We start from the raw sequence: 24,705 nt of genomic DNA on the forward strand, positions 1-24,705 counted from the left end.
ATGAAGCGTCCACCGAGCACGGGAGATCCCGAGCGCGACGCCTTGATGGCCGAGATCATGAGCACCAACGACCGGATTCACGCCCGGTCGATGGAGCTCTTCGGCCCGGTCGAGCTCCCCGAGGACCTGACCATGCAGCAGATGCGCGTCCTCGGCCTGATCGGACACGAGCCCGGCCTGACGGGCCAGGAGTTGAGCGCGCGGCTCGGCGTCAGCGCCCCGACCGCCAGCGGGATCGTCGACCGCCTCGCCGCGAAGGGCCTGCTCGCCCGTGTCGAGGATCCCGACGACCGCCGCGTGCGCCGCATCGAGCTCACCGCCGACGGCAACCATCTGCTGAGCAGCATCGACTCGGTGTTCGACCAGCTCATCCAGACCGTCGTCCCCGCCATCGCGCTCGATGATCTGCGCGCCATCCGCAACGGCAGCCTCGCGATGCTCAACGCCGTCGAGAGCGCCCTGTCGGACCGCACCACCGCTGGTTGAGCCGAGTGCCCGTGTCGCGCCCGGACCGAGCCGACGTGAAGCCAATGACCGTGAGATGCAGCGCCACTCCCTCGCCTGAGCTGGAACGATCGGGCCAATGAGCACACCTGAATCGCACCCTCGAGAGCCGACTGCTTCGGACTCACAGCGCTGGCGTGCGTTCGCGATGGTGCTCGGCGGCGGGTTCATGACGCTGCTCGACGTGTCGATCGTCAACGTCGCGCTGCCGTCGATCCAGTCCGTGCTGGGGGCGACGGCGTCGGAGATCCAGTGGATCGTGGCTGGCTACTCGCTCACCTTCGGCCTCATGCTCGTACCCGCGGGGCGGTTCGGCGACGTGTTCGGGCGGCGGCGCATGTTCCTGGTCGGGCTGGCGGGATTCACGCTCGTGTCGCTGGCGTGCGGCTTCGCGCCGTCGGCGATGATGCTCGCGGTGCTGCGCCTGATCCAGGGCGCGTTCGCGGGCGTGATGAACCCGCAGATCTCCGCGCTGATTCAGGAGCTGTTCCAGGGCGGCGATCGGGCGCGGGCGTTCGGCATGTTCGGCATGACCGTGAGCTTGTCTACGGCGATCGGCCCGCTGCTCGGCGGCGTGCTCGTGACAGGTATCGGCGCGGAGCACGGCTGGCGCTCGGTGTTCCTGATCAACGTCCCCATCGGCCTGGTCCTGCTTCCGCTCGCCGCACGCTTCCTCCCACCGCCGAGGGAAAGGGGGTCATCGGACGGACGGCGCCCGCTCGGGCTGGACGTTCCGGGGCTCCTGCTGATCGCCGCGATCGTCGTGGCTTTCATGTGGCCGTTCGTGACCGGCTCGTCGCACGCCGAAGGGCTTGCGGGGGCGCCGTGGTGGCTGCTCGCCGTGGCCGCGGTGCTCGGGTCGGCGCTGGTGTGGTGGGAGCGACGCCTGAACCGGGCCTCGCGGCCGGCGGTTCTCCCCGCGGCGCTGGTGCGCAACACCGGCTTCGTCATGGGCGCGACGCTCGCGGCCGCCTACTTCGCCGGGTTCACCAGCATCTTCATCGTGATGACGATGTTCTATCAGGACGGGCTGGGTACGTCGGCGCTGGTCGCGGGCCTCGCTCAGATGCCGTTCGCGATCACCTCCGCGATCGCGTCGCGCTGGTCCGGTCGTCGAGTGATGCGCGCAGGCCGCGGAATCGTCGTGCAGGGACTGCTGATCATGACGGTGTCGGTGATCGCGATCATCGCCACCGCCGCCCTGGTTCCGCCCCTGATTGCGCAGTGGGCGATTCCCGTCGTCTTCGGCGTCGCGGGTTGGGGCAGCGGTTTGGTGATCTCCCCAAATCAGACGCTGACGCTGGCCGACGTCCCCACGGCGTTGGCCGGCACCGCCGCCGGTCTTCTGCAGACCTTCCAGCGTCTGGGCGGCTCCGTCGGCTTGGCGCTGTTGACGACGATCTACTTCGCCCGCGTCGGTTCGGGAGGCGACGACGTCGAGGCCTACGCGCACGCGCTGGCGCTCTCCCTGGCCGTGAACGTGGTGATCCTCGGCGTTGCCTTAGGCATCGCGTTCGCCGACGCCCGCCGCCGTGGCGTCTCGGCGAGGTAGCCTTTGCGCATCCCGTCCCTGACGAAAGGCATCTCCATGGCCACCCTCCTCGTTTTCGAGTTCCCCAGCGACGGACCCTTCGGCGCCGACGCCGTCGCCGCCTACCGGGGCCTGGCCGAGCACATCTCGCAGGAGAACGGCCTGATCTGGAAGGTGTGGACGGAGGACGCCGACCGCAAGGTCGCCGGCGGCGTGTATCTGTTCGACAACGCTGCCGACGCGGCCCGGTACACCGTGTTCCACACCGAGCGTCTCGCCGGCTTCGGGATCACGCAGATCGATGCCCGCAGCTTCGACGTCAACGAGGGCCTGAGCGCGATCACCCGCGGCTTCGCCAGCTGATCCGCCATCCCTTCTGGGCGGCTGACCGTGCGCGGCCAGATCCGTCACTGATCGATGCCACTGAGAGTCAGCCAGGTCACCGACGTCAGCATGCTGACGGATCCAACCTGGGTAACCCCAGATCGCCGGGCAACTGAACGGAATTAACCTGGGTGGCGGCGCGACGGCTGGCTGATCGCGCGCCACGGGGACGTAGAGGTTCCGCGGATAGGTGCCACCTATCCGCGGGGACTCTGGGGGAGGCGGACGAGCCCGCGCTCGCCGTCGACGGTGATCTGGTCGTCATCGTGGATGCGGCGGGTCGCCGAGCCGGTACCCAGCACCGCCGGGATGCCGTACTCTCGGGCGACGATCGAGCTGTGCGACAACGGGCCGCCGACGTCGGTGACCACAGCCGACGCCATGGCGAAGAACGGCGTGTACGCCGGGGTCGTGATCGGGGCGACGAGCACGTCTCCGGGGCGCATCTTGGTGAAGTCCTCCGGGCCGCGCAGGAGGCGGGCAGGGCCGGTGGCCTGCCCCGCGCTCGCGCCGAGGCCCTGCAGCGTGTCGCCCTTCTGCTCAGCCTCGTTGCTCGGCATGAACCGCCGGAACAACCGATAGTAGAAGCCGCCCTCGGGCAGCCAGCCAGGCGGCGGTGCCGCCAACCGCTGTCCGCGCCAGGTCTCCTTGCGCTGCGCGACAGCGTCTCCCAGGGAGGCACCCGTGGCGGCACCGACGTCGAGCGCCGTTGCCGCGCGCCCCGCCTCATCCAGCGTGAGCCAGAAGACGTCGTCGGCGTCCTCGATCAGGAAAGAGGCCACGAGCCGCGTGCCCAACTCCCGCAGCAGCCGCCGCGCCGCGGGCCACCCAAGGCCGACGTCGGCGAGAGCGTCCTCGCGCAGCGGACCGAGCCTGTGGGCCTTCTCCAACCAGCCCTCAAGGATCTTGCGACGGACGGGCCCCACGTTGCGCTCAAGCCAGGCCTCCGCGCGCCGTCGCTCCGAGGCGAGATGGGCCAACCGCGCATCGGGGTCCATTGCCCGCCCCGACACGGCGTACGCGAGCGCCGCCAGCACTGGGGCAGGGTCGTCGGCCGCGACGGGCTGCATGACGTCCAGGTTGTAGGTGAGATGCCCGAACTGGGCGAGGTGCTCGTCCAGCCGTCGCCGAAACGCCGCCGCGTGCCCCGGTGGCAGCCGACGCACGAGCGTTGGCAAGCCGTCGGCCCGCTCCCCCGAGCCGGCCAGCACCGCCTCGGCCACGCCAGGCGTCTCGCGACACCACCGGGCGAACCGGTACAGCGAGCGCTCGGCCCGGATGGGCGCCGACTCGAAACCGAGCAGGAACGTCAACGCCGGGGGTTTGTCCACGCCCGGCGTACCCAGCACCGTCGCGCCGTAGATGCGGGTGAACATGATCTCGGGTGTCGCCGCCTGCGGGATGACGGCCTGGACGTAGGTGTAGTAGTCGGCACCGGCCGTGACGAGCGCCGAGGCGCCGCGGAGCAGCTCGCCGGCCGGGAGCTCCCCGACGTCCCTCCCGGACCACTCGTCGACCGTGCGTCGATAGGCGGGCAGGCCCTGCTCGCGCCAGAGCACCACGCCGTTCTTCTCCGAGTCCCCGAACGCGGTCCTCATGCCCTTCGGTGCCAGCCGGAACAGCCGCCTCATGCCCGCGGAGGAGTAGAAGTAGTAGCCGTAGCCGTTCACCGTCGGGAAGTCGCTGTCGTCGTCGCGCAGCGCACCCTCGCCGAAGTAGCGGGAGAGGACCCGGGCGAGCGAGTGCCGGACGGCGGGACGAATCAGGTCGGCGAACAGTGGCGACAGCGGGTCGGGCAGCTGCTCCACGATCGAGGCGCGCATGTACATGCCATCGGCGCGGGCGACGGGCCAGGTGGTGGGAATAGGGCCGGTCGGCGCAGGGAGCGCGGTGATCGGCCGACTCTGGGTCAGCCAGAACACGCCGTCGGCACGCGCCCACTCGATGTCCTGCGGCGCACCGAAGTGCCGCTCGACGTCGCGGCCTAGGGCCACGAGCGCGACCGCGTGGTCGTCATCCAACACCGACGCCATCCGCCGCTCGTCAGTCAAGGGCTCCGCATGCGTTCCTCGCGCATCGCGGACGGTATGAACGGCCTTGTCGGCCACGGTTCGCGTGAGCACGCGGTCGCCGTCGACGACGAGCTCGTCGGGTGTCACCTCTCCCCCGACGACTGCCTCCCCCAGCCCCCACGCCGCGTTGATGACGGCCTCGTGGCGGCGCCCGTTCGCCGGGTTCGCGGTGAAGAGGACACCCGCGGCGTCAGCATCGATCAGCCGCTGCACGACGACCGCCAGGCTGACCCCGGACGCATCGATCCCCGCCTTCGCGCGGTAGGAGATGGCGCGGTCGGTCCAGAGCGACGCCCAGCACCGGCGGACGGCGTCGAGCACCTCGTCGCGCCCCGCGACGCCCAGGTAGGTGTCCTGCTGGCCGGCGAACGACGCACCGGCGAGGTCCTCCGCGGTGGCCGACGACCTGACCGCGACGACGGCGTCGGCGCCATCCGACAGACCAACGTAGGCGTCGACGATGGCCTCTGCCAGGTCGGCGGGCACCGCACGGTCGAACAGCGCCCGGAGGCGGGCGCCGTCGGAGCCTTTCAGCTCATCGACGATCCCGGCGCGTCTGACGAAGGTGTTGTACGCCGTGGTGGTGACGACGAACCCATCGGGGACGGGGAACCCGGCGCGGACCAACTCGCCGAGGTTGGCGCCCTTGCCTCCGGCGGTGACGATGTCGTGGCGCGTGACGTCGCGCAGCGGTGTGACCCAGCTCATCTGGAACTCCTTAGACTCACCGAGCCTACGCCCGTCCGTGCTGAGCACGCGACGCCCCGCGGCATCTCACTCGGGCAGTCGCAGTTCCCACCCTTCGACGACGATCTCCGGACCGGCGATCAGCCGGTAGGTCTCGCCGTCGGACGGGTACGCGCGCAGGGTCGTCGGCGTCGCACCCTCCGGAAAGACCTCGACGAGCGAGGCGTCGATCAGGATGCGCACCCCTCCGCCGGCGAGTTCCGCCCGGTACAGGAGTTGCCCCGGCTCGTCTTCGGGCCCGAGCAACAGCTCGACGGGGCCGGTCCCTCCCAGCAGCAACTCCGCCTGGTCAGGGAGGGAGACCGAGAGGCCCCCCAGCGTGGCGAGGTCGCGAAGCGAAGCGCCCCGCAGGGCGATCAGCTCGCGGGCGGGCGCGGCGTAGACCGCATCGCCGTCCACGGCCAGCTCGCGGGGGAACGTGAGGATGCCGGACCAGCCGACCTCGTCGGCCTCCTCCTCGGAGCGCCCACGCACGCCGTCGGGTGCGACTTCCCGCGCCCATCCCCACAGCAGCACGCGGTCCGCGCCGTCGGCGGCACCGCCGTCCTGAACGGCCTGCGGAGCGTAGAAGCTGACGCCGTCATCGAGCAGCCCGCCCGCCCGCGGCGAGAACCGGGGCAGCCCCGTGGCCTCATCCAGCGCCAGCGACCCGATCAGGTAGCAGACCCGGTCGGTGTGGCCGCCCACCCACAAGGAGAAGAGCAGCACCCAGTCGTCGCCCACCCTCACGAGCTGGGGGCACTCCCACATGTTCGCGGGCCTCAGCCGCTTGCCCTCCGGCGTCATGGCATGCGCGAACACGCCGCGCTCCTCCCAGTGCGCCAAGTCGGAGGCGTCGTACAGCAAGATGGCGCCGATGCCCGGCGCATGGCTCGCGCCGAGAAGGCCCCAACGGCGCCCCTCGAACTCGAACAGGAACGGGTCGCGCACCGCCAGGACGCGTCGGTTCTCGGGCATCGGCGCGGCCACGTGGTCGCTCTGTACCCAACCCTCACCGTCGGAGGACGGCCGGGCCAGCATCACGTCCGAGTGGCCCCACAGGTCGCGCACGCCCGAGTACACGAGGGTCGGCACGCCGTCGTCGATGGTCGCGATGCCGCTCCAACAGCCGTGCTCGTCGCCCGCGCCCGGCTGCGGCCTCAGGGCGATGCCCTCCTGCTCCCAGCGCAGCAGATCCGTGGACGTCATGTGCCCCCAGGTGATGTCACCATGCCGGGCAGAGTCCGGGTTGTACTGGAAGAACACGTGCCAGCTGCCATCCGAATGGTGGATACCGTTGGGATCGTTCAGCCAACCCTTGGCCGGTCGGGAATGGAGAAGGGGAAAGCTGCGGTCCGGGTGGGACGCGACGGGGGGCATGGGATTCGCCTTTCGTGACTGCTCGTTGATGTGGGTCCGGGGATGCGCCCAATCCTGACGCATCCCCGGTAGGTCGGGAGGAGGGATGCCCCTCCTCGAACGGATCGCTGGAGGTCCCGCGGAACCCGCTAGGCGCTCTGCTCGACAGCAGCCTGGAGCGCGGTGCCGGGCGCATCCGACGGCGGGCTGTACAGGCCACAGCGCACCCAGTGTTCTGGCTGCTCGCTGATGCGGTGGAAGACCGCCTTCTCCGTCGAGCACGGCGTCGCCCGGTCCCCCTCCCAGGCGCAGGAGTCCGCCGACATGACCTCGCGCCGCAACTGGGCCCGTTCGACGGGGTCGTACCCGCCGTCGCGCTCCGGATCCGGCGCCGCCGAGATCAGCAGCCGCGTATACGGGTGCTGTGGGTTGGCGAGCAGCTCCATCGACTCGCCGCCCTCGACGAACTCGCCCGCGAACATCACGACGATCCGGTCGGCGAGGTATCGCGCCGAAGCCAGGTCGTGCGTGATGTACAGCATGGAGATGCCCTGCTCGACGCACAGCTTGCGCATCAGGTTCAGCACGCCGATGCGCACGGAGACGTCGAGCATCGAGGTCGGCTCGTCGGCCAGGATCAGCCGTGGGTTCACGGCGAGCGCCCGGGCGATCGCGATCCTCTGCCGCTGACCACCCGACAGCTCGTGCGGGTAGCGGTGCAGCAGCTCCGCGGGCAGGTCGACCTTCTCCATCAGCCGCTCCTTGGCAGCCTCCAGCGCGGCACCGCCGCGGGTCGCCCCGTGCAGCAGCAGCGGCCGCTCCAGGAAGTGACCGATGCGATGGACGGGGTTCAGCGAGCCGAACGGATCCTGGAAGATCATCTGCACGGCAGAGCGGTACTCCTTCTTCGCCCGCCGCGCCTGCGTCTTCATGATGTCCTCGCCCTCGAAGAGGAACGTGCCTCCCGTGGGCTGCTCGAGCCGAGCCACGAGCCGTGCGAAGGTCGACTTCCCGCTGCCGGACTCACCCACGAGCGCGACGATCTCGCCGTGAGCGATGTCGAGGTTCACGCCGCCGAGGGCGCGCACCTTCTTCGTCGAGAACAGGCCACCGATGGTGAAGACCTTCTCCAAGTTCCGGGCCGACAGGACCGGCGTCTTTTCTGCGGCGCTCACTTGGTCACCTCCGGGAGGATCGAATCGGTCGTCGGGGCGACGAAGTGGCCAGGGCTCACCTCGACGAGGTCGGGGACGGCACCGAGCCGGACGCCCTCCCCCAGGCCCGTCAGGGGAACGCGCGGGCCGCTCATGGGCGGGAACGCGTTCATCAGCGCCTTCGTGTACGGATGCTGCGGTGCGGAGAACATCCTGTCTGCGGTTGTGGTTTCGACGAACCGACCGCCGTACATGACGGCCATCCGGTCCGAGAGCTCCACCATCAGCGACATGTCGTGCGTGATGAACAAGATGGCGAATCCCAGTTCGTCCTGCAGGTCCTTGATCTGGGCAAGGATCTCCTGCTGCACGACGACGTCGAGCGCGGTCGTCGGCTCATCCATGATGAGCAACGGCGGACGCAGCGCCGTCGCCATCGCGATCACCGCGCGCTGCCGCATGCCGCCCGACAACTGGTGCGGGTACGCCTTCAAGCGCGTCCGCGGGATGCCGACCAGATCGAGCAGCTCGCCCGCCCGCTGGACGCATTCGCGCTTGCTGAGGTCGGTGTGCGTCGTGAAGATGTCGATGATCTGGTCGCCGACGGTCATCACCGGGTTCAGCGAGTTCATCGCGCTCTGGAACACCATGGCGACCTGGCGCCACCGGAACGACCGGAGATCGGCCGCGCTGAGCTTCAGGACGTCGGTGCCACGGAACGAGATGGAGCCTCCGGCGACGACCGCAGGGTCGCGCAGGAGCCGCAGGATCGCATTGGCGATGGTGGACTTGCCACATCCCGACTCACCCGCGAGACCGAAGATCTCGCCCTCCGCGAGGGAGAAGGTGACACGGTCGACGGCACGGACGACACGCTCGTCGGTGACGTACTCGATGCTGAGGTCCGTGACCTCCAACAAAGGTGTGCTCACGTATCAGCCCTCCTTCGAGGAAGTGGAGCGCACCGCGGTGGGCGCGCCGGCGGTGGTGCGACGGCGGGGCCGACGCAGGCGGGGGTTGGTCGTCTCGTCGACGCCGTAGTTGACCAGCGCGAGCGCGAACGCCACCAACGCGATGCCGACGCCCGGTGGCACGAAGACCCACCACGAGCCGGTGAGCAGGGCGCCGTCGTTGCTTGCCCAGTAGAGGTTCGTTCCCCAGCTGATGGTGCTGATGTCGCCGAGCCCGAGGAACTCGAGGCCCGCCTGGGCACCAATCGCGCCGATGACGCAGGCCAGGAACGTGCTCATGACGATCGACGCCATGTTCGGCAGCATCTCGCGGAACATGATCCGCGGCCACTTCTCGCCGGTGATCTGAGACGCGGCGACGAAGTCCTTACCGCGGATCGAGAGCGCCTGCGAGCGGAGCACGCGGGCTGAACCCGCCCAGCCCGTGATGATCAGCACCACGATGACCGTCCCCATACCCGGGGGCAGGAACGCGGCGAGGATGACGAGCAGAGGGAGGCCCGGCAGCAGCAGGAACACGTTGGTGACGAGCGACAGCGTGTTGTCGATGGTGCGGCCGAAGTAGGCCGAGGCCAACCCGACGAGCAGGCCGACGAACGTCGCCGCCGTGCCGACGATGAAGCCCACGAACAGCGAGGCGCGGGCGCCGTGCATGTTCAAGGCGAACACGTCCTGGCCCTTGGGCGTCGTGCCCAGCCAGTACTCGGCCGACGGCGGCTGCGCGCCGAGGCCCTGAATCAGCATCGGGTCACCGGGCGCGATGACCGGCGCGAGCAGCGCCACCACCACGAAGATGGCCAGAATGGCGAGACCGATGACGGCCTTGACGTTGCCGAGCAGACCGCGCACGAGGCCGCCCTGCTTCGACCTCTTCACCGGCTTGACGGCCGCGACCTCGGCGATGGTTGTAGGTGTGTCGTTGGACATGGAACTCACCTCAGTTCACGCGCACGCGCGGGTCGAGCTGGACGTAGAGGATGTCGACGAGGAAGTTTGCGGCGAGCACGGCCGTGGTGATCGTCAGGAACAGCCCCTGCATCAGCGGGTAGTCGAGGTTCTGGACCGCCGAGAGCAGCTGGTAGCCGACGCCCGGGTAGGCGAAGACCACCTCGGTGAGCAGCGCGCCGCCGACGACGAAGCCGAGCGACATGCCGAACGCGGTCACAGAGGGCAGCATCGCGTTGCGGGCGGCGTAGCGCATCATGATGCGGTTCTGCTTCAGCCCCTTGGCCTCGGCCATCACGATGTAGTCCTCTGCATTGGTGGCGATCATCGTGTTGCGCATGCCGAGCATCCAGCCGCCGATCGACACGAGGACGATCGTGAGCGCGGGCAGGACGAGGTGATAGGCGACATCGACCATGAACGCGAGCGAGAACGACGGCGACGTGCCGACGGTGTACGCGTGCCGCAGCGGGAACCAGCCGAGGTTCACGCCGAAGAGCCACAGCGCCCCCATGGCGAGCCAGAAGTAGGGGAAGGAGCCGATGAACACCAGGAACGGCGGCACCGCCGAGTCCAGGATGCCGCCGCGGCGCCATGCCGCGAGGATGCCGAGCAGGTTGCCGATGACGGCAGCGATGATCAGCGCGGTGAGGCCGAGCAGCACGGTCCAGCCGATCTGACTGGCGATGACCTCGGTCACCGGCGTCGGGAAGCGGGAGATGGAGAAGCCCATGTCACCGCTGAACAGCTGGCCCCAGTAACGGAAGTAGGCCACCCAGATCGGAGCGTCGTCGAGTCCGAACGAGGCGCGCAGGGCCTCGATCTGGTCGGGGCGAATCTGCCCTTGAAGGCGCGCAACCATGCGGGAGACGGGGTCTCCGGGCATGAGGCGCGGTAGCACGAAGTTCAGGGTGATGGACACCCAGAACGCGACCAGGTAGAACCCCAGCCGCCGAAGAATGAAACCCATAGCGGTATCTCCCGGGCTGGGCCCCGAACGCGTCGGGACCCAGCTCGGCGTCACCCATGTCGTCAGCCGACGACGGGCTCCAGAGTTGTCAGGACGAGCACAGTGGTGCGGGACCTCGTGGAGAGGGTCGCGTACGGGTTGTCCTCCTTGGGCCATCCGGTGAACCGGAGGGTGTTAGCCGCACCCCACTCGGGGCCGGTGAAGAGCGGGGCGACGGGGGCCTCGTCGTTGAACACGGCCTGCAGCTCGTTCATGATCCGGGTCTGCTCTGCCGGGTCCGGGCTCTTGGCGAACTCGTCGAGCAGCGCGTCGGCCTTCTCGCTGCCGTAGCGGTGGTAGTTGTCGAACGTCTGCTCGCCCACGGCCTTGACGGTCTCCGTCGACATCACGCCGCGGTAGTACTGCCAAGGGGTGGGTGCGCCGGCGCTCCACACGATGCCCGAGTCGAACGTGCCGTTCTCGTAGCCGGCGACGATCTCAGCCCAGTCGCGCGCGGCGACGGTGACCGTGACGCCCAGCTCGGCCAGGTTCTGCGAGATGACGTTGCCGACCGAGACCCAGTCGCTGGAGCCGGAGCCCACCGAGTAGTCGAACGCGAACGGCTGGCCCTCGAAGGTGCGCTTGCCGTCGGCTCCCAGCGTGATGCCTGCCTCGTCGAGCAGCTTGCCCGCCGCCTCGAGGTCGCGCTTGGTCCAGGTGCAGGCACCGGCGAGAGCGGTGTCGCGCCAGGTGTCGTACAGGCCGGAGAGGCCGGTGCAGTCGGCGGGCGAGGTGTAGCCCTGCATGCCGATCGCCGTGACCTGCTCGCGGTCGACGGCCATCGACAGCGCCTTGCGGACGTTCGGGTTGTCGAACGGCGCCTTGGTGGTGTTGAACATCCACTGGATCATCGAACCGGTCTGCGGGAACCAGTAGAACCGGTGATCGGGATCCTTCGCGACGAAGGCCTGCTCGATGTTCGGGATGAACTGCGGCGCCCAGTCGACGTCGCCGTTCGCCGCAGCAAGGTTCGCGCCGTCGTTGCCTGCGAAGGCGAGCACGCGGATGCCGGCAATCTTCTGCTTCTCCGGCTGCCAGTAGTTCGGGTTCTTGCCCAGGTCGAACGACTGCGCCGCGAAGTTGATGATCTGCGTGTAGGGGCCGGTGCCGACGGGATCGGCGTTGGTCTCCTTGTTCGGGTCATCGAACTTGCTCCAGATGTGGGCAGGGGCGATGATCTGCTGGCCGATGTCCATCAGGCCAGGCGTGAAGGGTTCGCTGAAGTCGAACTGAACGGTGTGGTCGTCGACGGCGGTGACCTTGTCGAGATAGTCGTAGCCGCCGCGCAGTTCCTTCTGGAGCTTGAACGAGATGACGACGTCCTCGGCAACGAACGGCTCGCCGTCGGACCACTTGACGCCGTCGCGCAGCGTGAAGGTGGCTCCCGTGCCGTCCTCCTTTGCCTGCCACTCGGTGGCCAGCCACGGGACGACCTCACCCTTTGCGGGGTTGAAGATGAACATCGACTCGTAGATGGCCTGGTTGGTCATCGGGAAGTCGGGGTTCGAGAACGGGTTGAAGTTGCGGTCGAACGTGCCGGTGTCCTCGCGCGGGATGGTGAGCAGTTGCGAGCCGTCGAGGCCTGCGCCTGCCGGGGGCTTCTCGCTGCCGCCGCCTCCGCCTCCGGGGGTGTTACCTCCGGTGCAGCCGGCAAGCGCGAAGGTCGCCGCCAGGGCGATTGCCCCGGCGCGCGCCAGCTTCGTGAGTCGTGCCATGATTGTGTGGTTCCTTTCTTCTTCCTGGAAGACGAAGGAACGCTCGCCCAGAGGGATGTCCAGTCACACGGACGAGCGTTCGAGGAGCGGGCAGTCGACCATCACCGTCTTGGTGCTGGTCGGCTCACCCGCCGATATCCGGGCGAGGAGATCCACGCCCATCGCGCCCATCTTGTCGAAGGGCAGCGCCACCGTCGTCAGGCTCGGACGCAGGAAGGCCGAGATCACTTCCTGATTGTCGAATCCGATGACGGCAACATCTGTGGGGATACGGAGGCCGCGCTCCTTGATGGCGTCGTAGGCCCCCATGGCCATCCTGTCGTTCGCGCAGAACAGCGCGGTCGGCGGCTCGGGAAGGTCGAGCAGGGCCCCGGCCGCCTCGTAGCCGCCGTCGGCCATGGCTTCGGCGCAGGCCTCGAGGTTTTCGTCGATCACGATGTCCGCGCGGCGCAGGGCCTCCTGGTAGCCGCGGCGGCGGCCGATGGCAGCGGGGATCTCGTCGTCGATGTTGACCAGTCCGATGCGCCGGTGCCCTGCGGCGAGCAACCGCTCGGTGGCGCGTAGGCCGCCGAGGTGCTCGTCAGGCACGATCGCGGGGAACCGGCCCTCAGCGTCGAAACAGTTCACCAGGACGGTGGGAACCTCTCGTGCCAGGTCCGGCACCTCGACCGCGCGGTGCCAGGCCGCGCCGTAGATCAGTCCTTCGATCCGCTGCACGAGCAGCCGTTCCAGTTCGGCGCGCTCGGCGGCGGGGTCCGCCTGCGCGGACGCCAGCAGGATGTGCTTGCCGTGGCTGAGCGCGGCACCTTGGGCGCCCACGATGATGTCGACGGCGAACGGGTCCGTGACGATCTCGGTGAGGACGCCGTAGTAGTCGCTGCGCTGGTGCGCGAGAGCCCGTGCGGTGGCGTTCGGCCGGTAGCCGAGATCGGTAGCGAGCGCCAGGATCCGGGCCCTCGTCTCCTCGGCTACGGTCACCGACGTGCTCTCGTTCAGGACGAGTGAGACGAGCGTACGGGAGACGCCCGCCGCGTCGGCGACGTCACGCATCGTGACCGCTTTGCCTACCATCACACCTCGCCTTCGAGTCCCAACCCTGCGGCTAACCCGCGTTAGCTGGACACTAACGCGGGTTAGATTGTTTCGTCAAGAGTTTGTTATCGAACTGAGACATTCTGTTTCCCTGCGATCCGGCCTCCCAACCGAAAGGGGCACATCCGCAGGGCGACTGGGCATTGACAAGGCAGGGCTCTCCTGCCTAGCTTGGTGCCGCCCGGGGAGTCGTCCGCTCCCCTGGGTAACCGTCGGAGGCCTCCCGAGAAGGCCCGTCGCCCAAGGTCGGCTGCGCAGACGCAGCCCGCCGGCCCGGCAGTTCAGGAACATCCATCCCCCAGCGCGAGGGGACTCTCTCCCTGCGCGCACGCATCCAGAAGGACAACGATCATGACTACGAACAACGGCGCGACCCGTCGCACGTTCCTCGGCGCCGGCGGCGCGACCCTCGGCGGGGCAGCGCTGGGCCTCGGCTTCCTCGGCGCGGAGAGGGCCGAGGCGCACGGCAAGGGTGGTAAGGACGCCGGTAGGCCGTCGAAGCTGAGCCTGCGCCCCGACTACCACTTCAGCGCTCCCGACAACTGGAAGAACGACCCGCAGCGCCCCATCTACGTGAACGGCGAGTACCTCTACTACTATCTGTATAACGCCGACTACATCGCCGGCCGCGGCGGCACCGCGTGGCGGCTCGCCACGACGCGCGACCACGTCACGTTCAAGGACCGCGGCATCGCGATTCCCAAATTCACCAACCGCAACGGCGACGTCTGGTCCGGCTGTGTCGTCCTCGACGCCAAGGGCACCGCGGGGTACGGCAAGGGCACGCTCATCGCGATCGTCACCCAGGCTCCGGAGGGCAAGCAGGCGCAGTACCTCTGGTACTCGAAGAACGGCGGCCGCACCTTCAAGGCCGGTGGCCTCGACCCCGTGCTCCCCAACCCCGGGACCTGGGACTTCCGCGACCCGAAGGTAATCTGGGATGACGAGCGCCGACGGTGGGTGATGGTCAACGCCGAAGGCCGCCGCCTCGCTTTCTACACCTCGCCGAACCTCAAGGACTGGACCTACGTCAGCGACTTCGAGCGCGGCGACATCGGCACCCTCGAGTGCCCGGACCTGTTCAGAATGGTGGCCGAGGACGGCACCACGCACTGGCTGCTCGGCGTCGGCGCCAACGGCAAGGGCCGGGGGCTGCCCGCGACCTACGCCTACTGGGTCGGGGCATTCGACGGCACCCGCTTCACCACGTCGCAGGACGAGCCCCAGTGGCTCGACTGGGGTTACGACTTCTACGGCGCGGTCACCTACTCCCACCACGACAAGCGCGGCAAGGAGGACCCGACCCTCCGGCATGCGCTCGGCTGGGCGAACTTCTGGGACTACCCGCACAACGCCCCGACGGTGTTCAGCGACGGCTACAACGGCGACGACATGATCGTGCGCGACATCCGCCTGAAGAAGGGCTCCAGCGAGTACTACCTCGCCTCCACCCCCACAGCGGCGCTGCGCGAGTACGTAACCAAGACCCATCGGCTCGGCGACATCGCCCTCGACGGCGCGAAGGAACTGAGCGTCAAGGCCAAGACGTACGAGATCACCTGCGAGCTCGAGTGGAGGGAGGGCGTCCAGCCCAACGCCGGCATCGAGGTGCGCCGCGCCGCCGAGGTCGGCCGTCACGTCGCCGTCGGCGTCTACGTCCCCGCCCCGTACGCCTATGTGAACCGGCGCCCGACCTTCCACCCAGGCCCTGACGAGTCCAAGACGCCGTTCGACACGTCGTCGAGGAAGGTCAAGCTGCGGATCCTGGTGGACAACACCAGCGTCGAGCTGTTCGTGAACGACGGCCGCCACGTGCACTCGAACCGCGTGTTCCACTACCCGTCCGACACCGGCCTGCGGCTCTACGCCTACGACGGCGGCGCCACGTTCAAGGACCTGACGATCCGGGAGTTCAAGGGCCGCTGATCCTGGGCGGTGAACACAAGTCTGCGTAGGCTGCACGAGCCGTACCTAGTGCACAGCCGAGCAAGCCTACGCAGATTTGTGTTCGCGAGCCCTCAGGAGAGCGCGGCGAGGGTCTCTGACACCGCCTCGGCGACCGGGACCTCCCGCTTGTCCCCGGAGCGGCGGTCGCGGAGTTCGACGACGCCGTCGGCGAGGCCGCGGCCGACGACCACGATCACGGGCATGCCCATGATCTCGGCGTCGGCGAACTTCACGCCCGGGCTGGCCTTGCGGTCGTCGACCAGGACGTCGACGCCGTTGGCCTCCAGCTCGCGGGCGATCCGCTCCGCCTCGTCGAAGACAGACTGGTCCTTGCCCGTCGCCACGATGTGCACCGGGTACGGCGCGAGCGCGACGGGCCAGCAGAGGCCCTTTTCGTCGCAGGTCGACTCGGCGACGGCGGCGACGGCGCGGGAAACCCCGATGCCGTAGGAGCCCATGGTTACCGTGACGAGCTTGCCGTTCTGGTCCAGCACCTTCAGGCCCAGCGCGTCGGCGTACTTGCGGCCGAGCTGGAAGATGTGGCCCATCTCGATGCCGCGGGCCAGCGTCAGCGGGCCGGAGCCGTCGGGGGCCGGGTCGCCCTCGCGGACGTCGGCGACGTCGAGGACGCCGTCGGCGGTGAAGTCGCGGCCGGCGGTGACGCCGGTCAGGTGCTTGTCCTTGACATTGGCGCCGGTGGCCCAGAAGGTGCCGTCGACGACGCGGGGGTCGACCAGGTACTCGATACCGGTGACCGACTCCTTGCCGAGCACGCGGGTGCCGTCGAGAGAGACCGGGGAGAGGAAGCCGACGACAAGGTCCGGGTACTTCGCGAAGTCTTCCGGGGTCAACGGCTCGGCTGTTGCGGGCTCGACGGCGGCGGCGAGGCGCTTGACGTCGACCTCGCGGTCGCCGGGGAGCCCGACGGCGAGCACGCGGGTCTTGCCGTCAGCCTCGGTCACCTTGAACAAAACGTTCTTCAGGGTGTCCGCGCCGGTCCACTCCCGGCCGGGCACGTCGCGGTTCAGGATCTCGACGACGGCCGCGATCGTCCCGGCGTCGGGGGTGTCGACGAGCTCCATCGCCGGCGCTTCCCCTAACGGGAGGACCTCGGGGCGGGCGAAACGCACCGCCTCCACGTTGGCGGCGTATCCACCGGGCGACCGCACGAAGGTGTCCTCACCGTTGGCCGCGACCGCGAGGAACTCCTCCGACTTCGACCCGCCCATGGCGCCGGCCATGGCGGAGACGATCACGAACTCGAGGCCGAGTCGCTCGAACACCCGCTGGTAGGCCGCCCTGTGGGCCTGGTAGCTCACGTCGAGGCCCGCGTCGTCGATGTCGAACGAGTAGGAGTCCTTCATCACGAACTCGCGACCGCGCAGAAGTCCCGCGCGAGGACGCGCCTCGTCGCGGTACTTCGTCTGGATCTGGTAGAGCGAAAGCGGCAGGTCCTTGTACGAGGAGTACAGGTCCTTGACCAGCAGCGTGAACATCTCCTCGTGCGTGGGGCCGAGCAGCATCTCGGCGTCCTTGCGGTCGGTGAGGCGGAACAGGTTGTCGCCGTAGTCGGTCCATCGGCCGCTCAACTCGTAGGGCTCGCGCGGCAGCAGCGCCGGGAAGCGCACCTCCTGAGCGCCGATCGCGTCCATCTCCTCGCGGACGATCCCCTCGACCTTCTGCAGCACCTTCAGCCCGAGCGGCAGCCAGGAGTAGATGCCCGGCGCGGCGCGGCGGATGTAGCCGGCACGCACAAGCCAGCGATGGCTGGGCACCTCGGCGTCAGCGGGGTCGTCGCGGAGCGTGCGCACGAACAGGGAGGACAGCTTGGCAATCACGGTTCCCCACTCTAGTGGCCCGTCGCCCCTCATGCGGCGCAGTCAGTAGTGGACCGTCGCGAGTGCGCCGACCTCCTCGAAGCCGAGCCGCTCGTAGGCGCGGATGGCCGGGGCGTTGAAGTCGTTGACGTACAGGCTGATCGAAGGGAAGCGGCTCCTGGCGAGCCGCAGCATCCCGGCGAGGGCGGGAACGCTGAGGCCGGTGCCGCGCAGTTCCGGCGTCACCCATACGCCCTGCAGCTGCGCCTGCGTGCCGAGCTGCGGGCCGAGGTCGGCCTTGAAGATCACGCGGCCGGAGTCGCCGACGATGCCGTACGCGTCGCCGCGGCGCAGCCGCTCCATGACGTACTTCTCGTAGCCGCCGCCGTACTTGAACGGCGACGACCCGATCTCCTCGGTGTACATGCCCACCGATGCGTCGAGGTAGCTCGGGTAGTCGCGGGGCGTGAGGACGCGGACCCGCGCGTCAGGTTCCGCGCGGGGAGCTTCCTGCAGCAGCATCAGGGGCTGGCGCCGTCGGACGTTGACGACGTTGCCCCACGCCGTCGGCCACCGCTCGGTGAGCCCGAGGTGGAGGCCCAGCACGCTGATCACCGGGCCGAGGATGGAGGTGCAGCGCCGGATCGGCCCCAGCTGAGCGACGAAGGCAGGCAGCGCCTCGGGGTCGAAGCCCGCGACGAACACCGTCCCACCGTCGAGCAGCAGTGCGCTGACCCTTCCGTCGCGCTCGAATGCGTGGACGCGCCCCAATCTGCGCCGGTCGAGTCCGAACGACGCGACCTTCGCGGCCAGGAACAGGTTCTCCGTCGGGCTCTCCGCGAGGAACGACGCCGCCAGCTCCCGGTCCGCGGTGCCAAGGGTGCGCAGCCGGACGGTCATGCGGCTGAGACTAGGAGACGGAGACCTCCGGCGCGCCGATTTCGCCCATCTCGGCCGCGATGCGGCGTGCCTCGACGAGCAGAGTCTCCACGATCTCGTCCTCCGGGACGGTCTTGATGACCTCGCCCTTGACGAAGATCTGGCCCTTTCCGTTGCCGGAGGCGACACCCAGGTCGGCCTCGCGGGCCTCGCCCGGGCCGTTGACGACGCAGCCCATGACCGCGACGCGCAGCGGCGCCTGCATGCCCTCCAAGCCCTTCGTGACCTGCTCGGCGAGCGTGTAGACGTCGACCTGCGCGCGGCCGCACGACGGGCAGGACACGATGTCGAGCTTGCGGGGCTTCAGGTTCAGCGACTCGAGGATCTTCAGGCCCACCTTGACCTCCTCCGCCGGCGGAGCCGAGAGGGAGACGCGGATGGTGTCGCCGATGCCCTGGCTGAGCAACGCACCGAACGCGACCGACGACTTGATCGTTCCCTGGAACGCCGGGCCGGCCTCGGTGACGCCGAGGTGCAGCGGGTACTCGCACCTCTCGCTCAGCAGCTCGTAGGCGCGCACCATGACGACGGGGTCGTTGTGCTTGACGGAGATCTTGAAGTCGTAGAAGCCGACCTCCTCGAACAGCGACGCCTCCCACAGCGCCGACTCGACAAGCGCCTCCGGCGTCGGGGCGCCGTACTTGGCGAGGAGTCGCTTGTCGAGGGAGCCTGCGTTGACGCCGATGCGCAGGCTCACGTTGGCGTCGGCCGCTGCCTTCGCGATCTCGGCGACCTTGTCGTCGAACTGCTTGATGTTGCCGGGGTTGACGCGCACGGCCGCACACCCGGCATCGATGGCCGCGAACACGTAGCGCGGCTGGAAGTGGATGTCGGCGATGACCGGAATCTGCGACTTCATCGCGATGATCGGCAACGCCTCGGCGTCGTCCTGGCTGGGCACGGCAACGCGCACGATGTCGCAGCCGGTCGCGGTCAGCTCGGCGATCTGCTGCAGCGTTGCGTTGATGTCGGTGGTCTTCGTCGTCGTCATCGACTGCACGCTGATCGGCGCATCGCCGCCGACCAGCACCTTCCCTACCCTGATCTGGCGGGTCTTGCGGCGCGGAGCCAGGACGGGGGCGGGCGCGGCGGGCATACCGAGGTTCACGGACATAGGCAGGAGTTTATCTCTCTCAGAAGAGTTGGATGGGGCTGACGAGGTCCGCCACGATGAGCACGGCGCCGCCGATGAGCAGGAAGCCGCCGACGACGTAGGTGAGGGGCAGGGCCTTCGCCGTGTCGACGGGGCCCGGGTCGGAGCGACCGCGGAGACGGGCGGCCAGGCGGCGCAGCCACTCGTAGATCGCCCCGGCGACGTGCCCGCCATCGAGTGGCAGCAGCGGAACGAGGTTCAGCAGCGCGACGAAGAGGTTGACGGAGCCGAGCAGCGAGAACCAGGTCGCGGCCTTGTCTCCGACGCTGAGCTGATCCGTAGCGCCGATCTCCCCGCGACGCGGGAGGCGCCGACGATGGAGACCGGAGAGTTGGGGTCGCGCGGCTGTCCCGTGGCGAGGTCAACCGCGACGGTGTACACCCTGACGGGGAAGCTCGCGAGCGCGACCACCGACTGCTTCGTCAGGGTCCACATCTGCTGCGCCGTCGCGACGGGCCCGCCGTGGACCAGCTCCTGGCTGGGTGAGACCCCGAGGAAGCCTGCCTCGACGTACTTCGTCGGATCGAGCCTGTCGGGAACGTAGTTGAGGACGGTGTTCACCGTCGGCAGCGTGACCTCCGCGCCCGCCCGCTCGACGACGACCGTAGCCGGCGCATCGCGGTTGGCCCGAATGAGGTCGCCCATCTGCTCCCAGCCGGTGAGCGCGACGCCGTTGAAGCTGACCAGCCTGTCGCCGACCTGGACTCCGGCCTCCTTGGCCGGGGTGAGGGGGTCGGCGTCGGTGCAGGTCTGGTCCGCGCGGTCGGCGGGGATGGCGCACTCCGAGACGAAGGCGACCTCAAGGCCGGGTTGGTAAACGCCGTGGAAGACGTTGATGCCCAGGAAGATGAGGAAGGCGAGCAGGATGTTCATCGCCGGCCCGCCGAGCATGATGATGACCTTCTGCCAGGTCTTCTTCTGGTAGAAGAGGCGCCCGTCGTCGGCCGCGGTGATCTCCTCGTACTCGTAGCGGCGCGCCTGGTCGGCCAAGCGGGTGAGCCAGTTCGGCTTGGCTACGGGCTTCTCCGGCGGGTACATGCCGACGAGCCGCACGTAGCCGCCGAGCGGGATCGCCTTGACGCCGAACTCGGTGTCGCCCTTCGTGCGCGACCACAGCGTCTTGCCGAAGCCGACGAAGTACTGAGTCACCTTCACGCCGAACAGCTTCGCGGGCACGAGGTGCCCCACCTCGTGCAGGGCGATCGACGCCATGATGAGCGCGAAGAACAGCAGCGCGAAGAAGACGATCAGGACGGTGGTCATGCGGTCACCCCCGCCATCTCGGCGGCGCGGGCGCGGCCCCAGGCGTCGGCGGCGAGCACGGCGTCGACGGTGAGGTCGTCGTCGGGGACGTGGCCGGCCGCGAGGTGCTCGTCGACGCAGTCGCCGACGATGCGCGTGATGTCGAGGAAGCCGATCCGCCCATCCCAGAACGCGTCGACGCAGGCCTCGTTGGCGGCGTTGTAAACCGCCGGCGCGGTGCCCGCGGCCTTGCCTGCGCGGCGGGCGATCTCGACGGCGGGGAAGGTCGCGGAGTCCAGCGGCTCGAAGGTCCAGGACGTGGCCGTCGTCCAGTCGCAGGGGGCGGCGGCGTCGCGAAGGCGATCCGGCCAGGTGAGTGCGATGCCGATGGGCAACCGCATGTCGGGTGGGGAGGCCTGCGCGATGGTGGAGCCGTCGTGGAACTCGACCATCGAGTGCACGATCGACTGCGGGTGGACGGCGACGACGATGTCGTCGAGGTCTACGCCGTAGAGCAGCCCCGCCTCGAGCAGCTCCAGCCCCTTGTTGACGAGCGTTGCCGAGTTGATGGTGATGACCCGACCCATGTCCCAGGTGGGGTGGGCCATGGCCTGCTGCGGGGTGACATCGATGAGCTCGTCGCGGCTGCGGCCGCGGAACGGTCCGCCTGAAGCGGTGAGGATGAGCCGACGCACCTCGTCGGCCCTCCCTGAGCGCAGGGCTTGGGCGAAGGCCGAGTGCTCGGAGTCGACGGCGACGATCTGCCCGGGAGCCGCGGCCTGCGTGACCAGCCTTCCGCCGATGACGAGTGATTCCTTGTTGGCGAGCGCGAGCGTGACCCCGGCGTCGAGGGCTGCGAGTGTCGGCGCGAGGCCGGCGGCCCCGGTGACCGCGTTGACGACGACGTCGCACGGCATCGCGGCGAGCTGCGCGGCGGCGTCGGGCCCAAGCAGCAGCTTCGGGAGCTGGTACTCCCCCTCGTTCCAGCCGCGCTGGTCTGCCTCGGCGTAGAGGAGGCGTTGCAGCTCGCGCGCGGCGCTCGGCTTGGCGAGGGCGACGGCCGCAGGCGCGAACTCGACGATTTGGCGCGCCAGCAACTCCAGGTTCCCCCCTGACGCGGCGAGCGCCACGACGTCGAACTGGTCCCGCCGGGTCGAGATCACGTCGAGGGTCTGGGTGCCGATGGAGCCGGTGCTCCCGAGCAGGACGATGGTGCGCACCAACCGATTCTAGTGTGCGACGATCAGAGGCATGTCCCTCGCGAGTTCTCCCCCACCCGGCACCCCTGTTCCCTTCGCCATCACGAAGTGGGCGGCGGTCAATCGTCGGACCGTCGAGGAACTCGTCTGGCGGAACGAGCTCGGCGGGATCACCGCGCGGCTCGTCGCCCCGGATGCGACGCCGGTGTACGCGAAATGGAGCCCGTTCGACCTTCTCCCGGAGGCGGAGCGGCTGTCGTGGCTGTCGAGCAGGCACCCCGCGCCCCGGATGATCGACTACGAGGAGCTCGACGACGGCTGGTTGGTCGTCACGCTCGGTCTTCCCGGCACGAACGCCGTCGCCCCGCGGTGGAAGGCGGAGCCCGACGTCGCGGCGCACGCGATCGGCGAGGGCCTCGGGCTCCTCCACTCGCTGGACCCGGCGGACTGCCTGTTCGAGACGCCTGAATGGATCGGATACCAGGACGACGTCGACCAGCTGGTGGTCGTCCAAGGCGACGCCTGCGCGCCCAACACGCTGCTGTCCGACGACGGCGCGTTCCTCGCGCACGTCGACGTCGGCGACCTGGGTGTCGCCGACCGCTGGGCCGACCTCGCCATCGCCTCCTGGTCCCTGGAATGGAACTTCGGCCCCGGCCATGACCAACCGTTCTGGGACGCCTACGGCATCGCGCCGGACCCAGACCGCATCGCGCGCTACCGCCACCTCTGGGGCGAGGCCCCGACGTCCAGCGGTTCGTAGAGCTATCAGGCCCTCAGCATGCTCTCCGCCGCTGCGGTCAACGACGCAGCGTTCCTCACCGCGGTCTTCGCTCGCGCCGCGCTGAGGAACGCCAGACCATACTGAGATCCATCCTTGATATCGAGAAGACGCGCAAGCGCCCTAGAAAGCTCCTTTCCACCCGGTTCGACCTGGGCCAGCAGACCTGTCGCCTCCCTATGGTCCTGCCCGCGGGCACGACGCCCCAGAGAACGACAGCACAGCGCATCCGACGCGGCGATCCCGGCGAGTACCGCAAGCGCAGCGGCCACTCCAGGGGTCGCGAGGTCGTCGTCGACGTCGAGAATCAACTCGGCGGTGTCGAGGAACTTGCGGGCTTGGGCCGTTCGCACCCGCGCCTCTGCGACGCCGCAACTCTGGGTCCGGCCTTCGCCGGCGAACATCACGGAGCACCCTTCGTCGTCAGTCGGTCTACCGGTTGGCCAAAGACGACAGCTGCGTCACGTCGCCAGTCATCCACAATCGGCTCCCGTACGGCTATGTGCTCAGCGAGCTCGTCTTCGGTCAGCTCGTACACCTGGCAGGCGTTGCCGGTCCACGCGGCTATGCGCTCGCGGAGATCACCCAGCTGCGAATCCCAAGCAGTGTCGTCACCAGCGGCTCGTACGACCAACACATCGATGTCGCTATCGACGTCACCGTCGCCGCGCGCCGCCGAACCGAAGACAGCCACTGTTACGGGAACGAGCGGCCAGGAGGCAGCAAGTTGGCGAAGACGACCAAAGAACTCGCGGCGGAGGTTGACCAGACCCTCGACGAGCGGCCAGGCGACGTGCTCGCGATTCGCGACGTAAAGCGTCGCCCTCCCGGCTTGGCTTGCGTTGACCAGACCGTGTTCCACGAGGCGCGTCAGCACGAGCCTCACCCCCGACTCACTCCCAGCGCCTGCAAGCCGGTGCATCTCCCGCCCCGTCACTGGGCGCGACGTGCGCGCGAGGGCTTCCAACACCGGACCGTCGAGCGACGGCACGAGCGCCGTCATTGGCCTACCAACATCCATGCAGTTCACCACCAAAGTGCGGATATCCTCATATTTCTATGGATATCCGTAGAATACTACATCTTCTTCGTCGCGGAGGGCATACCTCGCAATCGGAGACAGATGGCGTCGGAGGGTGCCGAGGCAGATCACGCAGCGCGTGGACGCGGCGCCGATGGATCCTGCCGGTGGCTGGTCCATCGCGACGTTCCTTGGCATACGCGTCGTGAGGTCCCCTAACACCCTGTAGCGTCTTGACCGCGTGGTCCAGTTCATCAGACAAGGACTGCATCCGGGGGAGGTGGCTGTGGCCCAAGGAAGAGGCGCCGCAGGGCGCGATGGCCGGTGACGATCGCCATCGTCCTGCTGGCGGCCGTGCTGCTATTGCTGGCCAGTATCGAGGGGACGGCGAAGTGGACCTTGCCCGAGAACTGGCCATTGATCGGCGGGCGTCCGCTCTCTCTTCCGCTCCTCGTGGCCGGGCTCGTCGCGCTATTACTGGGCATCGCACAGTTCGCAGTCGAGGTCTCGCTCGCGCGGGCGGAGGGCAGCGTGACCGCCAGCGCCCATCAGGAGGCCTTACGGCCGCCATCGAAGCGGCCGATGTCTACCGGAGCCTCGCCGACGCCGACGAGGACCGCTTCGGCTCAGCTCAGCTTGAGGCCGAACGCCGCGTCGCCGACCTGCGCGAGCTGATCCGCGCCAAAGCCTCTCCGGGAAGCGAGTCGACGCCGTCCGGGCCACTGCCGTGACAACTCGGTCATATCGTTCGACCTGCGGGTGCATCAGCCGCGCCCACCGACGGAACGCGCTGCCGTCCAGGGGCAGGACCTGATAGCTGCTGGCGACCAGTCAGACGATCGGCTCGACGGCACTACGCCTCGCACTGCCCCGCTCGGGAACGAGGTCGTCGAACCGCGCCTGATCAGAGAAAAGGAGCTGCTTGAGCGACGGGCGGGAATCGCGCTGCAACCGCCGCCATTCATCGATCGGGACGAGAACGGCGGTCTCCCTCCCACGCTTGGTCACGAGCTGCGGGCCCTCAGCTACGCATACCTCAAGCAGCTCGCTGAAACGCGCCTTCGTTTTCTGCACAGGCCACACCGGCATCGCCTCGGACATTGCACCCTCCCCCAATGACTAGTCGGATGACTGGTTTGCTGTC

At 68.6% G+C, this 24,705-nt stretch carries 21 protein-coding genes and 1 pseudogene; 6 read left to right on the forward strand and 16 right to left on the reverse strand.

Annotation, left to right across the window (positions count from 1 at the left end; all coding sequences use genetic code 11):
* The 3 genes from IPJ61_RS06560 to IPJ61_RS06570 all read left to right on the forward strand — a co-directional run bounded on the left by IPJ61_RS06560 (position 1) and on the right by IPJ61_RS06570 (position 2,398).
* On the forward strand, positions 1 to 486 hold the full coding sequence (locus IPJ61_RS06560; protein ID WP_297104396.1) for a MarR family winged helix-turn-helix transcriptional regulator: 486 nt from the start codon (positions 1 to 3) through the stop codon (positions 484 to 486).
* A 97-nt stretch (positions 487 to 583) separates the two neighbouring features.
* Positions 584 to 2,056: an MFS transporter gene (locus IPJ61_RS06565; protein ID WP_297104399.1), complete on the forward strand. Its 1,473-nt coding sequence runs from the start codon at positions 584 to 586 to the stop codon at positions 2,054 to 2,056.
* 36 nt (positions 2,057 to 2,092) lie between these two features.
* Positions 2,093 to 2,398, forward strand: a complete 306-nt coding sequence (locus IPJ61_RS06570) for a monooxygenase (RefSeq protein ID WP_297104402.1) — start codon at positions 2,093 to 2,095, stop codon at positions 2,396 to 2,398.
* Positions 2,399 to 2,616: 218 nt separating this feature from the next.
* Here the strand turns inward: IPJ61_RS06570 and IPJ61_RS06575 are convergent, their stop codons facing one another.
* From IPJ61_RS06575 to IPJ61_RS06610, 8 genes are all read right to left on the reverse strand, one after another.
* On the reverse strand, positions 2,617 to 5,199 hold the full coding sequence (locus IPJ61_RS06575) for a PEP/pyruvate-binding domain-containing protein (RefSeq protein ID WP_297104405.1): 2,583 nt from the start codon (positions 5,197 to 5,199) through the stop codon (positions 2,617 to 2,619).
* A gap of 66 nt (positions 5,200 to 5,265) precedes the next feature.
* Positions 5,266 to 6,597 carry a glycoside hydrolase family 32 protein gene (locus tag IPJ61_RS06580; RefSeq protein ID WP_297104408.1) on the reverse strand — a complete coding sequence of 444 codons (1,332 nt, stop codon included), beginning with the start codon at positions 6,595 to 6,597 and terminating at the stop codon, positions 5,266 to 5,268.
* Between the two features lie 128 nt (positions 6,598 to 6,725).
* On the reverse strand, positions 6,726 to 7,751 hold the full coding sequence (locus IPJ61_RS06585; protein ID WP_297104411.1) for an ATP-binding cassette domain-containing protein: 1,026 nt from the start codon (positions 7,749 to 7,751) through the stop codon (positions 6,726 to 6,728).
* The gene (locus IPJ61_RS06590; RefSeq protein WP_297104415.1) at positions 7,748 to 8,662 is read right to left on the reverse strand and encodes an ABC transporter ATP-binding protein; all 915 of its coding nucleotides are present in this window, start codon (positions 8,660 to 8,662) and stop codon (positions 7,748 to 7,750) included. The genes IPJ61_RS06585 and IPJ61_RS06590 overlap by 4 nt, the downstream gene beginning before the upstream one ends.
* 3 nt (positions 8,663 to 8,665) lie before the next feature.
* Positions 8,666 to 9,628 carry an ABC transporter permease gene (locus IPJ61_RS06595; RefSeq protein ID WP_297104418.1) on the reverse strand — a complete coding sequence of 321 codons (963 nt, stop codon included), beginning with the start codon at positions 9,626 to 9,628 and terminating at the stop codon, positions 8,666 to 8,668.
* 10 nt (positions 9,629 to 9,638) lie between these two features.
* A complete protein-coding gene (locus tag IPJ61_RS06600) occupies positions 9,639 to 10,616 on the reverse strand; it encodes an ABC transporter permease (RefSeq protein ID WP_297104421.1) in 978 nt (325 codons plus the stop codon).
* Positions 10,617 to 10,678: 62 nt separating this feature from the next.
* Positions 10,679 to 12,370: an ABC transporter substrate-binding protein gene (locus tag IPJ61_RS06605; protein WP_297104424.1), complete on the reverse strand. Its 1,692-nt coding sequence runs from the start codon at positions 12,368 to 12,370 to the stop codon at positions 10,679 to 10,681.
* 63 nt (positions 12,371 to 12,433) lie between these two features.
* Positions 12,434 to 13,441 carry a LacI family DNA-binding transcriptional regulator gene (locus IPJ61_RS06610; protein ID WP_297104427.1) on the reverse strand — a complete coding sequence of 336 codons (1,008 nt, stop codon included), beginning with the start codon at positions 13,439 to 13,441 and terminating at the stop codon, positions 12,434 to 12,436.
* Between the two features lie 372 nt (positions 13,442 to 13,813).
* On the opposite strand from IPJ61_RS06610, the gene IPJ61_RS06615 reads away from it, so the two are divergent.
* On the forward strand, positions 13,814 to 15,388 hold the full coding sequence (locus IPJ61_RS06615) for a glycoside hydrolase family 32 protein (RefSeq protein ID WP_297104429.1): 1,575 nt from the start codon (positions 13,814 to 13,816) through the stop codon (positions 15,386 to 15,388).
* A 92-nt stretch (positions 15,389 to 15,480) separates the two neighbouring features.
* Here the strand turns inward: IPJ61_RS06615 and IPJ61_RS06620 are convergent, their stop codons facing one another.
* The 5 genes and pseudogenes from IPJ61_RS06620 to dxr all read right to left on the reverse strand — a co-directional run bounded on the left by IPJ61_RS06620 (position 15,481) and on the right by dxr (position 21,780).
* Positions 15,481 to 17,235: a proline--tRNA ligase gene (locus IPJ61_RS06620; RefSeq protein ID WP_297105579.1), complete on the reverse strand. Its 1,755-nt coding sequence runs from the start codon at positions 17,233 to 17,235 to the stop codon at positions 15,481 to 15,483.
* Between the two features lie 54 nt (positions 17,236 to 17,289).
* Positions 17,290 to 18,126, reverse strand: a complete 837-nt coding sequence (locus IPJ61_RS06625; RefSeq protein ID WP_297104431.1) for a GNAT family N-acetyltransferase — start codon at positions 18,124 to 18,126, stop codon at positions 17,290 to 17,292.
* 10 nt (positions 18,127 to 18,136) lie between these two features.
* Positions 18,137 to 19,279 carry a flavodoxin-dependent (E)-4-hydroxy-3-methylbut-2-enyl-diphosphate synthase gene (gene ispG, locus IPJ61_RS06630; RefSeq protein WP_297104434.1) on the reverse strand — a complete coding sequence of 381 codons (1,143 nt, stop codon included), beginning with the start codon at positions 19,277 to 19,279 and terminating at the stop codon, positions 18,137 to 18,139.
* A gap of 19 nt (positions 19,280 to 19,298) precedes the next feature.
* Positions 19,299 to 20,581 (reverse strand): annotated as a pseudogene (locus tag IPJ61_RS06635) (M50 family metallopeptidase).
* Positions 20,578 to 21,780: a 1-deoxy-D-xylulose-5-phosphate reductoisomerase gene (dxr, locus tag IPJ61_RS06640; protein WP_297104437.1), complete on the reverse strand. Its 1,203-nt coding sequence runs from the start codon at positions 21,778 to 21,780 to the stop codon at positions 20,578 to 20,580. Before dxr ends, IPJ61_RS06635 begins: the two are co-directional and overlap by 4 nt.
* Positions 21,781 to 21,811: 31 nt before the next feature.
* Here dxr and IPJ61_RS06645 point away from each other — a divergent pair, with 31 nt between their 5' ends.
* Positions 21,812 to 22,522 carry a phosphotransferase gene (locus IPJ61_RS06645; RefSeq protein WP_297104440.1) on the forward strand — a complete coding sequence of 237 codons (711 nt, stop codon included), beginning with the start codon at positions 21,812 to 21,814 and terminating at the stop codon, positions 22,520 to 22,522.
* Positions 22,523 to 22,527: 5 nt separating this feature from the next.
* Here IPJ61_RS06645 and IPJ61_RS06650 read toward each other — a convergent pair whose 3' ends face one another.
* Positions 22,528 to 22,944 (reverse strand): hypothetical protein, encoded by a 417-nt coding sequence (locus IPJ61_RS06650; RefSeq protein ID WP_297104443.1) that lies wholly within the window; start codon positions 22,942 to 22,944, stop codon positions 22,528 to 22,530.
* A complete protein-coding gene (locus tag IPJ61_RS06655) occupies positions 22,944 to 23,543 on the reverse strand; it encodes a nucleotidyltransferase domain-containing protein (protein ID WP_297104444.1) in 600 nt (199 codons plus the stop codon). Before IPJ61_RS06655 ends, IPJ61_RS06650 begins: the two co-directional genes overlap by 1 nt.
* A 342-nt stretch (positions 23,544 to 23,885) precedes the next feature.
* On the opposite strand from IPJ61_RS06655, the gene IPJ61_RS06660 reads away from it, so the two are divergent.
* On the forward strand, positions 23,886 to 24,236 hold the full coding sequence (locus IPJ61_RS06660) for a hypothetical protein (protein ID WP_297104447.1): 351 nt from the start codon (positions 23,886 to 23,888) through the stop codon (positions 24,234 to 24,236).
* A 156-nt stretch (positions 24,237 to 24,392) separates the two neighbouring features.
* On the opposite strand, the gene IPJ61_RS06665 is transcribed toward IPJ61_RS06660, so the two are convergent.
* On the reverse strand, positions 24,393 to 24,662 hold the full coding sequence (locus tag IPJ61_RS06665) for a type II toxin-antitoxin system Phd/YefM family antitoxin (protein ID WP_297104450.1): 270 nt from the start codon (positions 24,660 to 24,662) through the stop codon (positions 24,393 to 24,395).
* Between the last annotated feature and the right edge of the window lie 43 nt (positions 24,663 to 24,705).

Source organism: Tessaracoccus sp., assembly GCF_016714275.1.
Lineage (GTDB): Bacteria > Actinomycetota > Actinomycetes > Propionibacteriales > Propionibacteriaceae > Arachnia.

Coding starts and splice junctions, on each gene's coding strand:
- IPJ61_RS06595 (WP_297104418.1), bottom strand. CDS start 9,628: ATGTCCAACGACACACCTACAACCATCGCCGAGGTCGCGGCCGTCAAG.
- IPJ61_RS06645 (WP_297104440.1), top strand. CDS start 21,812: ATGTCCCTCGCGAGTTCTCCCCCACCCGGCACCCCTGTTCCCTTCGCC.
- IPJ61_RS06605 (WP_297104424.1), bottom strand. CDS start 12,370: ATGGCACGACTCACGAAGCTGGCGCGCGCCGGGGCAATCGCCCTGGCG.
- IPJ61_RS06665 (WP_297104450.1), bottom strand. CDS start 24,662: ATGTCCGAGGCGATGCCGGTGTGGCCTGTGCAGAAAACGAAGGCGCGT.
- IPJ61_RS06650 (WP_297104443.1), bottom strand. CDS start 22,944: ATGTTCGCCGGCGAAGGCCGGACCCAGAGTTGCGGCGTCGCAGAGGCG.
- IPJ61_RS06615 (WP_297104429.1), top strand. CDS start 13,814: ATGACTACGAACAACGGCGCGACCCGTCGCACGTTCCTCGGCGCCGGC.
- IPJ61_RS06600 (WP_297104421.1), bottom strand. CDS start 10,616: ATGGGTTTCATTCTTCGGCGGCTGGGGTTCTACCTGGTCGCGTTCTGG.
- IPJ61_RS06580 (WP_297104408.1), bottom strand. CDS start 6,597: ATGCCCCCCGTCGCGTCCCACCCGGACCGCAGCTTTCCCCTTCTCCAT.
- IPJ61_RS06570 (WP_297104402.1), top strand. CDS start 2,093: ATGGCCACCCTCCTCGTTTTCGAGTTCCCCAGCGACGGACCCTTCGGC.
- IPJ61_RS06610 (WP_297104427.1), bottom strand. CDS start 13,441: ATGGTAGGCAAAGCGGTCACGATGCGTGACGTCGCCGACGCGGCGGGC.
- IPJ61_RS06560 (WP_297104396.1), top strand. CDS start 1: ATGAAGCGTCCACCGAGCACGGGAGATCCCGAGCGCGACGCCTTGATG.
- IPJ61_RS06565 (WP_297104399.1), top strand. CDS start 584: ATGAGCACACCTGAATCGCACCCTCGAGAGCCGACTGCTTCGGACTCA.
- IPJ61_RS06625 (WP_297104431.1), bottom strand. CDS start 18,126: ATGACCGTCCGGCTGCGCACCCTTGGCACCGCGGACCGGGAGCTGGCG.
- ispG (WP_297104434.1), bottom strand. CDS start 19,279: ATGTCCGTGAACCTCGGTATGCCCGCCGCGCCCGCCCCCGTCCTGGCT.
- IPJ61_RS06655 (WP_297104444.1), bottom strand. CDS start 23,543: ATGACGGCGCTCGTGCCGTCGCTCGACGGTCCGGTGTTGGAAGCCCTC.
- IPJ61_RS06575 (WP_297104405.1), bottom strand. CDS start 5,199: ATGAGCTGGGTCACACCGCTGCGCGACGTCACGCGCCACGACATCGTC.